The 13755-nt window shown below is 38.8% G+C and carries 15 protein-coding genes; 8 read left to right on the plus strand and 7 right to left on the minus strand.

Annotated elements, in window-relative coordinates:
- Positions 1 to 238, minus strand: a 238-nt coding sequence (locus tag B4237_RS05175) for a GTP-binding protein (RefSeq protein WP_286942007.1), incomplete at its 3' end; no start/stop codon positions are given.
- 402 nt (positions 239 to 640) lie between these two features.
- Between B4237_RS05175 and B4237_RS05180 the strand changes: the two genes are divergently transcribed.
- The 7 genes from B4237_RS05180 (at position 641) to B4237_RS05210 (ending at position 8909) form a co-directional block, all read left to right on the plus strand.
- Positions 641 to 2134 (plus strand): DUF4331 domain-containing protein, encoded by a 1494-nt coding sequence (locus tag B4237_RS05180; RefSeq protein WP_286941989.1) that lies wholly within the window; start codon positions 641 to 643, stop codon positions 2132 to 2134.
- A gap of 15 nt (positions 2135 to 2149) precedes the next feature.
- Complete coding sequence (locus B4237_RS05185) at positions 2150 to 2389, plus strand: hypothetical protein (RefSeq protein ID WP_061396884.1); 240 nt, start codon at positions 2150 to 2152, stop codon at positions 2387 to 2389.
- Positions 2390 to 2439: 50 nt separating this feature from the next.
- Entirely contained in the window at positions 2440 to 3561 is a 1122-nt protein-coding gene (locus tag B4237_RS05190; RefSeq protein ID WP_286941992.1) for a tetratricopeptide repeat protein, read from the plus strand.
- Positions 3562 to 3651: 90 nt separating this feature from the next.
- A complete protein-coding gene (locus tag B4237_RS05195; RefSeq protein ID WP_286941994.1) occupies positions 3652 to 5769 on the plus strand; it encodes a TonB-dependent receptor in 2118 nt (705 codons plus the stop codon).
- Positions 5770 to 5801: 32 nt separating this feature from the next.
- The gene (locus B4237_RS05200; protein ID WP_286941996.1) at positions 5802 to 6677 is read left to right on the plus strand and encodes a hypothetical protein; all 876 of its coding nucleotides are present in this window, start codon (positions 5802 to 5804) and stop codon (positions 6675 to 6677) included.
- 131 nt (positions 6678 to 6808) lie between these two features.
- Entirely contained in the window at positions 6809 to 7195 is a 387-nt protein-coding gene (locus B4237_RS05205; protein ID WP_019385213.1) for a carboxymuconolactone decarboxylase family protein, read from the plus strand.
- Positions 7196 to 7397: 202 nt separating this feature from the next.
- On the plus strand, positions 7398 to 8909 hold the full coding sequence (locus B4237_RS05210) for a hypothetical protein (RefSeq protein ID WP_286941998.1): 1512 nt from the start codon (positions 7398 to 7400) through the stop codon (positions 8907 to 8909).
- A 98-nt stretch (positions 8910 to 9007) separates the two neighbouring features.
- Here the strand turns inward: B4237_RS05210 and arsH are convergent, their stop codons facing one another.
- Genes arsH through arsC form a run of 5 tightly spaced genes read right to left on the minus strand, consistent with a single transcriptional unit; the run spans position 9008 to position 12037 of the window.
- Complete coding sequence (arsH, locus tag B4237_RS05215; protein WP_023013528.1) at positions 9008 to 9727, minus strand: arsenical resistance protein ArsH; 720 nt, start codon at positions 9725 to 9727, stop codon at positions 9008 to 9010.
- A complete protein-coding gene (gene arsB / locus B4237_RS05220) occupies positions 9714 to 10760 on the minus strand; it encodes an ACR3 family arsenite efflux transporter (protein WP_286942000.1) in 1047 nt (348 codons plus the stop codon). The genes arsH and arsB overlap by 14 nt, the downstream gene beginning before the upstream one ends.
- A gap of 12 nt (positions 10761 to 10772) precedes the next feature.
- On the minus strand, positions 10773 to 11246 hold the full coding sequence (locus tag B4237_RS05225) for an arsenate reductase ArsC (RefSeq protein WP_061396879.1): 474 nt from the start codon (positions 11244 to 11246) through the stop codon (positions 10773 to 10775).
- 6 nt (positions 11247 to 11252) lie between these two features.
- On the minus strand, positions 11253 to 11573 hold the full coding sequence (locus B4237_RS05230; RefSeq protein ID WP_061392045.1) for a metalloregulator ArsR/SmtB family transcription factor: 321 nt from the start codon (positions 11571 to 11573) through the stop codon (positions 11253 to 11255).
- 29 nt (positions 11574 to 11602) lie between these two features.
- Positions 11603 to 12037 carry an arsenate reductase (glutaredoxin) gene (arsC, locus tag B4237_RS05235; RefSeq protein ID WP_023013531.1) on the minus strand — a complete coding sequence of 145 codons (435 nt, stop codon included), beginning with the start codon at positions 12035 to 12037 and terminating at the stop codon, positions 11603 to 11605.
- A 254-nt stretch (positions 12038 to 12291) separates the two neighbouring features.
- On the opposite strand from arsC, the gene B4237_RS05240 reads away from it, so the two are divergent.
- Positions 12292 to 13440: an alpha/beta fold hydrolase gene (locus B4237_RS05240; protein ID WP_061518828.1), complete on the plus strand. Its 1149-nt coding sequence runs from the start codon at positions 12292 to 12294 to the stop codon at positions 13438 to 13440.
- A 79-nt stretch (positions 13441 to 13519) separates the two neighbouring features.
- Here the strand turns inward: B4237_RS05240 and B4237_RS05245 are convergent.
- Positions 13520 to 13755: EAL domain-containing protein (locus tag B4237_RS05245; protein ID WP_286942005.1), on the minus strand; the 236-nt coding region annotated here is incomplete at its 5' end.

Below are 13755 nucleotides of genomic sequence, written 5' to 3' on the forward strand. Positions count from 1 at the left end.
TATAAGGGAACTGCATCACCGATGTCGTAATCGAGATACCACGTTCTTTTTCCATTTCCATCCTGTCGGATGTCGCAGAACGATCAGATTTACGGCTTTTTACCATACCCGCAACCTGAATTGCCTTGCCCCATAACAACAGTTTTTCTGTCATTGTGGTTTTACCCGCATCGGGGTGGGAAATGATGGCAAAAGTCCTACGAGACGCTACTTCTTTAGCTAATTGCTCTTTAAACATAGGGAAAATCTTCAATATGTACACAGTTATGTACACATTTCTAAATATGTACCAAAACTGAAAAAAGTGGGAATTAAAAATTGGCGTAATTGTAGCAGATTTCTCAGATAGGTTTGTGATTGTTGATATGTCTTGATTTATCCACAAAGTAAGACATGTGCGAAGACAAATTAGCGTTCCATCAGATGTAATTGTTACGCAACACTTTTAGGGCACATAAATATTAAGCAATTCAATATGACCATGCTCAAAATCAATTCTTTGAAGTCGATCACAAAAACTTCACTCTTTAAGCCGTATAAATAATCAGAGTCTTATTTTGATCAAGCAACTCAAGAAAACTATAAGGCTAAAAACAAAAAATGAAACTACAAAGATTTAAAAATATCAAGGAGATACAAAATGGACTCTCGTCTACTTCTAGCAATTATGCTGAGTAGTTTTAGTGTAGCCGCGTCTGCTTCCAGTCATCGTGAAGCACCATCAATCACTAAAATGCCAAAAGTCGATGCAACCGATTTCTATATGTTCAAAAGTTACGAACCTAACCGTAGTAATTTCGTGACCATACTCGCCAACTATCAACCTTTACAGGATGCTTACGGAGGACCTAATTACTTTTCATTAGATCCGAAAGCCTTGTATGAAATACATATCGATAATAATGGTGATGCGCAAGAGGACATCACATTTCAATTCAAATTTGATCAGGAGTTAAAAGACTTACAAGTCCCTGTTGGTGGTAAAAATATCTCCGTTCCATTATCAAATATTGGCAAAATTACCAATGATAGTAGTTCAGCACAAAATACCGCTGAAACATACACCGTTACAATGATCAAAGGTGATCGCCGCAAAGGAGATCGAAGCGTTCTCGGCTCTTTCAAAAAACCATTCGATAACGTTGGTGCAAAATCAATTCCAAACTATCAAAGCTATGCCAACAGCTTTGTTCAAAACATTAACTTTGGAAGTTGTGGCTCGGGTAAAGTTTTTGTCGGTCAACGCCAAGATCCTTTTGCCGTTAACTTAGGTGAGGTCTTTGATCTGGTAAATATTAAAATTCCTGCGACTCAACTCGCGCCTTCGGGAGTAAATGCAGAAGATCAAGGATTGAATACCATTGCGAATAAAAATGTCACAACAATTGCTTTGGAAGTCCCTCAATCTTGTTTAGTCGCATCTAACGACACAGTCATCGGAGCTTGGACCACGGCAAGTCTGCCTCAAGCCACCTTGTTGAACCCAAATCCTGAAAGCAATCTCACCAGTGCAAGCAAAGTTGGTGGCGCTTGGACACAAGTTTCACGTTTAGGTATGCCTTTGGTCAATGAAGTCGTGATTGGTCTTAAAGATAAAGATAAATTCAATGCGAGTAAGCCTGTAAATGATGGCCAATTTGCAGACTATGTAACCAACCCTACTCTACCAACCCTCATAGAAGTTCTATTTAAAGATGCAACAGGTGGTGCTGTTGTTGCGCCAACAAATTTCCCAAGAACAGATTTAGTTAATGCATTCCTGCTCGGCATTCCTGGCTTAAACCAACCGAAGAATGTCAAAGCATCTGAGATGCTACGTCTGAATACAGCGATTGGTGCTGCAACAAAAGATCAGCAAAATCGATTGGGTGTTATTGGTGGTGATGCGGCTGGATTCCCAAATGGTCGTCGACCTGGCGATGATGTCGTGGATATCGAACTGAGAGTTGCAATGGGATTACTTTGCACAGTTGATGGGGTAAATACTGCGGTTGGCTGTAAAGCAACTGATGCTAAAGCCGGAGGCATTGGCTTTACAGATGGCGCATTACAATCACCTCAACAGTTTGGCACAACATTCCCGTACTTAAATACTCCAGTCGCTGGCTCTCCATTCAATACAGCTAGTAAATAATGAGGAGTAGTCACCATGAGAAAATTTATTTTGTTGTTCATGGTTGGTATCGGATTAAGTGGATGTGGCGGTGATGATAATAATTCCAAGCCGAATAATAACAACCAATCTAAAAATGACCCCGTACTAAAAGAGACGTTGTCATTGACCAATCAACCTCAAAGAAACTTTGAACAGGCTGAACCTAAAAGTCTTACCGAGATTTCAGAATCTCCAATAGATAACAAAGCAGAGCCTGTTTCAGTGAAATTTTAAGATGAAGGCCCTTGGCAATTTTTTGCTAAGGGTCTTTATGGGAGTTATAAATGTTAATTCGCCAGCTAACCATTTCCACGATTGCGGTATTTTACTTTAGCACGGCTTTAGCTCATCCAAAGCATCATCATGAACACGCATCGGACACATCAGAAGATTCAAATTATTCTGTCTTATTGAAAAATAATCACAACGATGAACTTAGAAATCAGATTGTTAATGTGCTGCTAGAAAAAGCATATTCAAAAGGTGATGGCGCTTTTCTAGAGCAAGCTGAAGAGCTTATGAAATCGAGTCACAACCCTTCAGACATTGAAAATCAATTACTGCAAACTCGGCTTGCACAAGCAAACCATGAGTTTAGTCGTGCAGAAACGCTATTAAATAAAATTCTGGAAAAAGACCCTAAAAATTACGATGCTATTTTGCAGCTTGCAAACATCTACAGATTACAAGGGCAATTTAATCAATCTCTAAAATTATGTAATCAATTAAATCAACAAGATGTAAAACTTTATCAAGTTGGTTGTCAGCTACAAGTCGACGCCATGACAAAGAATATTACTGACATCCAACCGAGAATCGATGAGCTTCTTCAGTTAGCGCAACGACTGAATAAAAATGACCAACAGTGGTTAGGTAATATCATGCTTGAAGTCGCCACTCGATTTAATGATCAAACTCTCGCTAGCCAATCGCTTCAACTACTTACTGTAGATAATTTGCCAAATACACTAGCCAAATCTAATTGGTATATTGCTCAACAAGAATATCAAACCGCAATCAAAATTCTCACGCCTTATCGTTATCACGATGGTGCATTGTATCGAATCATCCTAAGCAAACAAAAACTGAATGATCCACTTGCAAAAAATGATCTCCATGAACTGACTGAACGCGTTCAAAACTTGCTTGATCATAAGGATCACATTCATCTCAGAGAACAAGCTCAATATTTGTGGATCTCCAAAAAATATGATGAAGGCTTAGATATCGCGGCAAAAAACTGGAATATGCAAAAAGAAAATGATGATTTCGAAGTCTATGCGGCCCTTGCTCTCGCCAGCAACAATCGTGCAAGCACGGAAAAATTATTAAATTGGAGCGATGCAACAGGCTATCAAAATCCCACCTATATTCAAAAATTAAAACAGATGTTAAAGCAACTATGAGTCTAAATTCGATAAATAACTGAAAGCATAAACTTATCGTATTTTTATGTTCTAGAAATAAAGACAATTTATAAAATATATGGAATAAAAATGAAAAAAAGAATTTTGTTTTGTTTGTTGATCAGTAGTAGTCATTTCTATTTGAGCCAAATAACGCATGCTGGCGGTGAACTGACATCAACGCTTCCAACTATTAAAATCACAGCATCATCAAATGCTGATAGTTCCTTTGGCGTGGCATTTACTTCATCTCAAGGAACAATATCAAAAGAACAAATTGAAACTCGACCTTTATCACGTCCAGCAGAGGTTCTTGAGACGATTCCCGGGGTTATTGTGACTCAGCACAGTGGCAGTGGTAAGGCAAATCAATACTTTTTAAGGGGATTTAACTTAGATCATGGAACTGACTTTGCTACATCGTTTGATGAGCAACCAATTAATATGGTGAGTCATGCACATGGTCAAGGTTACACAGACTTAAACTTTCTAATTCCAGAACTGATTGAATCCATTCAATATCACAAAGGGGCTGTGTCGATTGATGATGGTGATTTTGCATCAGCAGGTACAGCAAAAATTTCGAGTATCCATTCTCTAGATAACCCTTATGCACAAGTAACTATAGGTAATCACAATTTACTTAGATTTTTAGCCGTTGGAAACTTAGTTCTTAATGACGGGGAATTAATTGGTGCAGTTGAAAATATCAACAGTGACGGACCATGGGTGAATCCTGAAAATCTGTCAAAACAAAATGTATTCTTAAAATATTTCATGGGTGATCATAATAAAAATCAATCAATCGGTTTCCAACATTATCAAGCACGATGGGATGCGACTGATCAAATTCCAGAACGGCTTATTCAAAATGGCGAACTTAATCGTTTTGATAGCTTAAATAACAGTGATGGGGGTAAATCTTCTCGTACTGCGCTTTGGTATAACGCTAAAAATTATGAAAAAACCAAGTACTCTACACTTTCCTCTTATGCCATATACAACAAGTTAAATCTGTTTTCTGATTTTAGTTATTTTCTAAATGATCCTATCCGTGGTGATCAGTTTGAACAGGCAGAAGAGCGAACCATGCTTGGACTTAAATTTCAAAAAGGCTTATTGAGTGAGTTATCAAATAAAGAACTTTTGAACTCGTTTGGAGCATCTGTCAGATATGATTATATTAATAACCTAGGTCTTTACCAAACAGAAAATCGGCAGCGTTTCAATACCATCAGAAATGATGATGTTCGCCAATGGTCTATTGGCTTATGGGGACAAAATCAAACGACATGGCAACCTTGGTTAAAAACGATTTTAGGCGTTCGGGGCGACTTTTACTCTTTCGATGTAAATTCTGATAATAAAGAAAATAGTGGTCATAAAACTGATCATATTTTCAGTCCTAAAATGAGTATCATCTTAGGACCATGGGATAATATTGAGTATTACATTAATTATGCCTATGGCTTTCATAGCAATGATGCAAGAGGAACAACAACTCGCTTAAACATTGACCCTCGAGATAGTAACTATTTAAGCCCTACTCTTCCCGTTTCACCATTAGTAAGAACAATCAACTCAGAGTTAGGATTAAGAGCAAAAATTATACCCGAACTCACATCAACCATCGCTTTATGGCAACTTGATTCCGATTCAGAGCTGGTTTTTATCGGCGATGCAGGTACAACAGAAGCCAGTCGACCGAGTAAACGACAAGGTATTGAGATTTCACAATTCTATCAACCAACAGATGCTTGGATAATCGATCTAGATGTCGCTTGGTCAAAAGCAAGGTTTAAAAATAAAAGTGCTGAAGGAGATCACATTCCTGGTGCGATAGAAAAAACGATAGCCGCTGGATTTACTTATAAACTAAATGGTCAATTTAATGTTGGTGGTCGCCTACGTTACTTTGGCTCACGCCCTCTGATTGAAGATAATTCAGTTCGTTCAAATTCATCAACCTTGGTCAACTTGCAGGGCAGCTATCAGTTTAATAAAAACTTCCTAGCACAACTCGAACTATTCAATGTATTTGACCAAAAAACCAATGATATCGAATATTACTATGCATCATGTACTCGCCAAGATCTCAGTGATTCAGCATGCTCACCAAATACGAGCGACCGTGAGGGTATTTATGACAAGCATATTCACCCAACTGAGGGAAGAAACCTCAGAATGACCTTACGTTATTTATTCTGATCGGTGCAATAAATGCTAAGGAGGAGAACATCATGTGGATTCAAAAACAAATCAACATTTCACAGCGTTCGTTTCTCTTTAGCATACTGGTTCATGCCCTATTACTATCATTCATATTAAAATCAGCACTTTATATAAAAATAGACACTCCCAAAGAAATGAAAGTAGTTTTAATCCCACTCCCTCAAGCATCTCAAAGTCATAAAGAAAATATCGTTTCTGCTAGTCGTACAGACAAGATAAATCAAACCAACGCTGAACCAAAAGACAATACAGTTGATCACACACTCAATGAAAATCCATCGGACTTGATGGATTCTGACACGAAGGAATTAACCAAACAATTAGACAATGATCCCCTCGCTGAAGCACGATATCGAGCTGAAAAAGCAGTCAAGGATGCAAAGATCATTGCTGATGAATACCGTAAAAATATAAGACCCATTGATGAGCATTCAATTGCTCGACTCGAGGGCCTTTTGGAAAATGAAGATCCAAACACCGATCAAATTAATCATTTGTATAAAGTTGAAATTTTAACTGACAAAATAAATGATCAAAAATATGAGGAGCTCATCAATAAAGCAGCAATTTTTGAACCGAATGTAGAAGAAAGCAAATACTTAGTCGAATTAAGAAATAAATTGAATTTGCTTATTGAAGAAGATGTTTTAAAACAAGCAACAAGTGGAAATGCTTCTATCAAATTTACGATTGATCCCGAGAACTTAATCATTTTATTAGAGATTTTTACAACTTCAAGTGATACAGAACAGCACTTACAGCACGAATTAGGCACACTGGACTATGACGCCTTATTTATTAACTCTAATCTAAATGACAGACCGTACTCGATATCATTCGAGCTAGATAATCTATTGACGTTAGATCACTTAAATCTGGATTGAAACCTGTCTAAAACGAAGCTGATCTCGAATCAAACACCTCAGTCAGATCCACCTCTTTCGCGAATACAATCATTTGATACTATAAAGCACAGTTTATAAACGACTTCCCTTTAACCTATACGAGAAAAATGATGTCACAACAAGATTATGAAAATGGATTGAAAGTACGTACCGAAGTTATGGGCGAGACATTCGTAAAACGTGCACAAGACAATACTGTTCCGTTTACCCAGCCCTTACAAGACTGGATCAATGAACATGCTTGGGGTTCTACATGGCAACGTGAAGGTGTATTACCACGTAAATATCGCTCTCTCATCACCATTGCATTTTTAACGGCGTTGAAAAGCCCAACTGAGTTGAAAGGTCATATTCGTGGCGCATTAAACAACGGTGCGAGTGTTGAGGAAATTCAGGAGGTACTGTTACATAGCTTGCCTTATTGTGGCGCGCCAGCAACTCAAGAAGCCTTCCGAGCAGCACTTGAAGTAATTAATGAGTATCAAGCTCAAGCTTAGATACAGCAAACTAATCCAATGCCATTTGTTAAATGCCTAATACGATTGATTAGGCATTTAACTTTTACACAAAGGGAATTTATATCTAGTTTCAATTAAATATCAGTTTAGCGAGATTAATAAACTTTTTGCCATCTCCTTTCTCCCTGCAAATTACTAAGATGTAGAACATGACGAATAGAAAATGCAGTGGAGTAATGAATTGAGCAAGAAAACACAATCTGATCATCATGGTATACAGTTTCCAATTCCATCAGGAAAGAAAACACCAAGTACAACTCACACTGCTAAACAAATTCTGACCTCAGCACTACGAAGTGTAGATTCACCTTATGTATCAAAACTGATTGCAGAAAAAAACTGGCGCAAAAACTATCCTGTCTATTTTCAGGAATTGGTTGAAGCAGGAATTCAGTCTGTTCAGAATCCGACTCGAATTGCACAACATGGACTGGATACAGCCAAAGCATTATTTAGCTTCAATCGTGATGGCAACAGCGATGCATTAAATCATGCAATGCAAAATATCAAAGAACAGCCTTTTGAAAACTTTATCTTACAAGGTACTGGCAATCCAGAAATAGAACCTTGGTACATTCCTTATCATGGGAAAAAATTACAAGGTGCTGAACTATTAAAACAAATTGATTTATGGGAAAAGCAACAAGTTATCGAACCAAGCCATGCTCAGGCTTTACGTGTATTGCAACAACATCCTGAATGGTTTGATTTATCTAAACGGACAATGGTGCTGTTTGGTGCGGGTTCAGAAGCAGGTCCTTTAAGTTGGCTAGCAAAATGGCGTGCGAATATCATCGCAATTGATCTACCACAAACTGCGATTTGGGAAAAAATCACCAATGTGGTGAAGCAAGGCAATGCAACCTTAATTGCACCACAAACCCAAACTGCCGATGGCGGACAAACGCTAGGGGCAAATTTGCTCACCCAAACCCCAGAAGTTGCCAACTGGCTAAATACATTTAGTGAAACACTAGACCTCGCGGGTATTGCCTATTTAGATGGTGAAAAGCATGTTCGTGTATCTATCGCCATGATTAGTATCATGGAACAGGTAAGCCAGCAAAAACCAGATAGCAGCATCATGTTTATGCTGACCCCAACCGATATCTATGCGATTCCAAAATCGGTGGTGCAATCAATTGAGCAAAAAGTTAAACAACGCCCTTTGCTTGAGAAAGTCCTGACCAAATCTATTCACAAAATTTCTCTCACCAACTTCTTTAAAGCCAATTTAGAACAATTAATTGCCTCTGATAATGGACAACAATACGGGATATCAGATTGTATGGTGATCGAGCAAGGACCGAACTATGCCCTTGCGAAAAGATTACAACAATGGTTTGCAATTACTGCGCGTGCCCGTGGTCAAAAGGCGGTGATTAATATCGCACCATCAACGACAACCCATTCCGTCACGAAGAATCCTATTCTGAAGGCTGCTTTTTCAGGCGCTGATTTATTTAATGTGGAAACATTTAGTCCTGAAACAACCAATGCAATCATGGCTGCATTGTGGATACATGATTTAAATAATCCTGAAAGTGCCGCAAATCCAGAAAGACCACTCGACCATCCACTCGAACTGATCATGGAAAATGCTAATCACGGCGGCTTGTGGCATGTGCCGTATTTGGCGAGAACTGCACTGCCATTTGCAGCAGCTTATGGCTGGGTCAGAGAAAAGCTCTAAAGCTGAGAAATACAAAATAAAAGCGGAAATCCTAACTTAATATTTCCGCTTTTTTAAAAATGGCTCAATAATCATCATTGAACCATTCACAGTGATATTTACAAACTACGCTGATTGACACGCTTGGACAGTTCCTCGGCGGATTCTTTGCGCTCCGAATAGCGATCAGTAAAATACTGGCTTTGCCCACGCGTCAACAAAGTAAATTTATACAGCTCTTCCATCACATCAACGATTCGATCGTAATAAGAAGATGGTTTCATTCGTCCATCCTCCTCAAACTCTAAAAATGCTTTTGGAATTGACGACTGATTTGGGATGGTAATCATCCGCATCCAACGTCCTAAAATACGCATTTGATTCACGCTATTAAACGACTGCGAACCACCACTCACCTGCATAAGTGCCAAGGTCTTTCCTTGCGTTGCACGAATTGCACCGCCAGCCAAAGGAATCCAATCGATTTGTGACTTAAAAATTGAACTCATCGAACCATGACGTTCTGGCGAACACCACACCATGCCTTCAGACCACGCCAATAATTCATGTAACTCTTTGACTTTTGGATGTTCTAAATCTGCATCTTCAGGCAATGGCAATCCTTTCGGGTGAAAGATTTTCACTTCAGCACCTAGATATTGCAAAATACGTCCGGCTTCCAACACAGCCAAACGACTGTATGATCTCTCTCGATTAGAACCATAAAGCAATAAAATACGAGGTGGATGATCAAGCTCTACCGCCTGAATTTGTTTAAATGCAGGTTTTGCTAGAAGCGCTACATCCAAATTTGGCAGATTAGAATCAATTGTGTTCATGTGCAAAATACTTCTTTTTTAACCAAAGCGAAACGGAAACTAATGCAATCAGCACAGGTACTTCAACCAAAGGACCTATGACTGTTGTGAATGCCACAGGCGAAGCCAAGCCAAATGTTGCAATCGCAACAGCAAGTGCCAACTCAAAATTATTCCCAGCAGCCGTAAAAGATATCGCCGTTGTTCGTGGATAATTATTTCCCATCGACTTACTCATAAAAAAGCTAATAAAGAACATCACCACAAAGTAAATCGTCAATGGAATCGCAATACGTAGCACATCCATCGGCAGGTTTACTACATCAGCCCCTTTAAGACTAAACATTGCAACGATAGTGAAAAGTAATGCGACTAAGCTTAATGGGCTAATTTTCGGTAAGAATTGAGTTTGATACCATTCCGCTCCTTTTGCGCTTACCAACACAAACCGTGTGATAAATCCAAGGAAAAATGGAATACCTAAATACACCAACACCGCATGGGTAATAGTCCAAAAATCGACTTGAATAACTTGCCCAGCAATACCAAAGTATGGCGGTAAAAAAGTCAGGAATAACCAAGCATAGGTACTAAAAAACAGAATCTGGAAAATACTATTGAATGCAACAAGAGCCGCCACATATTGGTTATCGCCACATGCTAAGCCATTCCATACCAATACCATCGCAATACAACGCGCTAACCCGATTAAGATTAACCCTGTCATATATTCTGGATAATTGTGTAGAAATACGATGGCCAATATGAACATCAATACAGGGGCAATAATCCAGTTTTGTACCAAAGATAAAGTTAGTGTTTTTTTATCTTTAAACACTTCTGGCAAAGTCGCATAGTCAACTTTCGCCAGCGGTGGATACATCATTAAAATCAGTCCAATCGCAATTGGAAGATTGACCGAGTCATAACTCATCTGATCAAGTGCAATAGATGCCTGAGGAAAAAATACGCCAATTGCTACACCTAAACCCATCGCGATAAAAATCCACAGCGTAAGGTTTCGATCTAAAAAGGATAAACCTGATTTAGCCATATCTGTGTCCGCTTAATCGATGTGAGAAATTTGATTGATTGCATTGATCAATTCTGCTCGCGTCATGGCAGCAGTATTTAAGTCAAACAGTGCATCTAAACGACGATTAATATGATCAACCGTCACGCGGAATGCTTGTAGCTTTTCATCTTTAGGAACATCAAGATGTGAAGGATCAGCCAATCCCCAATGTGCTTTAATTGCTCCACCGAGATATAAAGGGCAGGCTTCTTGTGCTGCTGAATCACAAACAGTAATCACCACATCAGGCTGATATTGCTCACAATCATCTATCGTTTTGCTCCACAAGTCATCAGTAGAAAGACCTAAACTTACTAATGTCTCAATCGTTAACGGATGGACTTGCCCAGAAGGTTTACTGCCTGCGCTATATGCCTTCCAGCCTTCTGGTGCTCGGCTATTGAATAACACTTCAGATAAAATGCTACGACAACTGTTGCCTGTACATAAAAACAGAAATTTCATAATGTATTACTCACAATAGCTTTGCGTCGAACATGCTGGCAAAGTGGCTAAATGATTTGGTGAATGCTGTACGAGGACATTTAATATCTCGTAACACCATGCAGGTAATTGAGCCGAAAGACTGTAGTAAACCCACTGCCCTTGACGACGATCTTGCAATAATCCAGAAGAACGCAATAGCGCAAGATGACGCGAAATTTTTGGTTGGCTGAGTTGCAATTTTTCAGTTAAATCACAAACGCACAGTTCTTTATTTTCAGTCACTAAGGTGACAATACTGAGACGTGTTTCATCAGCCAAACATTTAAAAAAACTCACCTGATCCATATCAAGCCTCTTATTTTTTAATACATTTTTTATTGAATACGCTGCCCATTTTCATCAACCACTTGCTCACCATCTTCTTTGGTGAATGCCCCTTGTTGAGCAATCGGCAAAATATCCAATACGATTTCAGATGGTCGGCATAAACGTGTTCCAACTGAAGTCACGACAAATGGGCGATTGATCAAAATTGGATACTGCAACATAAAATCAATCAGTTGCTCATCTGACCAGTCTTCTTGCGCTAAATTCAAATCACGATAAGGATCAACATTGCAACGAATAGCAGCTCGCACAGACAAATCAGCATCTTGAATCATTTGAATAAGCTCTGCTTTAGACGGTGGCGTTTGCAGATACTCAATAACTGTCGGCTCTACACCTGTATTACGAATTAGCCCCAACGTATTACGTGATGTACCACAGGCAGGGTTATGATAAATTTTGATAGATTCTGTATTTGACATGATGGTCTTACTAGATAAATTTTTATATATTTATATTTGAATATCCATATATATGCAATATCATATATTTTATTTTTACAAGTTTCTCATGCCATGCACACATTCAACCAAGTATTATGAAAACCGAAAGAAAAACTCAAAATCGCGATAATTGATCATTTTGGAAAAGAAGTTAAGCATCTGAGTCACTGAGCTTATGCCTTTTTTCTTCTAATATGCCGCTACTAACATAGCAACCTCAGAGTTTTTGTTCGATGACTCAATTGCCAAAAGTTAAACAAGCTTTGCTTAACTCACTTACTGCTAAAAAAATCTTAAATAGTCGTGCTGGTCAGCAAACACGCCATATTCTCTCAAATGCAACTGACCGTGTTCTACGTGGTCACCAACTGGCACTTTCAGGGCAAACACCGTATGACGTGATTTACCAACGTGAAATTATTAGCTTGCGTCACTACAAAACAGAAAATGAAAACAGCAGCTCCAAATATCGCGTTCCACTTGTCATTATTCCGCCTCTTGCAGCAAATACTTTAGTCTTTGATTTATTTCCAGATCGCAGTCTAATCCGTTTTTTTCTCGCTCAGGGCTTTGATGTTTATATGATTGACTGGGGAACACCAAGTCTACGCCAAGCCAAATATAACTTTGGGACATACATCAAAATCTTCATGCCTGATTTTCTTCAGCAGATTCGTGAACATAGCGGTCAGCAACAGCTATCTTTATATGGTTGGAGCTTAGGTGGCGCAATTTCACTATGCTATACATCATTGTTTAAAGATAAAAATATTAAAAACTTAATGATCCTCGCCTCTCCGATCAATACACATAAATCAGGATATATCGGCAAGCTATATCAACGCCTGAATACGCCTGCACAATGGGTTCGGACAAATACCAATTTTAGGATTCGCCAAGTTCCTAGCCGTTTTTTCCACATTCATGGATGGCAGAATACTCTTGGTTTTAAACTTACGGATCCAATTGGTAACTTTAAAAACTATTGGGTTTTATTGAAGAACCTCAACGATCGCCAATTTGTCATTAACCATGCGACATCAAGTTCATTTGTAGACAATATGCTGGCTTACCCCGGTGGTGTGATGCGTGACATCATTCTAAGATTCTGGATTGATAATGAACTCTCAACGGGTGTAGTCAAGTTCGGAGAGCAAACCGCTTATTTCAAAGATATTGATTGCTCTGTACTCGCAATCGGTGGCGATACCGACATCATCGTCACAACTGAGGCCGTTAGACCATTAATGAGCTTGATCAGCAGTGAAGATAAAGAATTTAAAATCGTTCCAGGTGGTCATATGGGCTTGGTTTCAGGTAGCCAAGCACCGCAAACTGTTTGGCCTGTCGTGTCGGAATGGTTAGCTAAACGCTCAGACTAATCAAAAAGCTAAAATAAATAAAAAAGGTTGCTGGTGATTTATCAACTCAGCAACCTTTTTTTTTGAGATAATTACTTGATTAAGCAAAATGATGATGTTGATTCAATACTAAACTTTCCACATTGACAGGAATACCGAGTAGATAGCCTTGTAATTGATTACAGCCCAAACTTGTCAATATATCTGCTTGCTGTTGCGTTTCTACGCCCTCAGCCGTCACAACGAGACCCAACTTTGCAGCAAGGTGAATAATACTTTCGAAGATTGCCTCTTCTTTAGAGTTCGGCTGTAAATCAGTTAAAAAACCACGATCAA

Source organism: Acinetobacter sp. UBA6526, from assembly GCF_002434875.1.
GTDB classification, from domain to species: Bacteria; Pseudomonadota; Gammaproteobacteria; order Pseudomonadales; family Moraxellaceae; genus Acinetobacter; species Acinetobacter venetianus.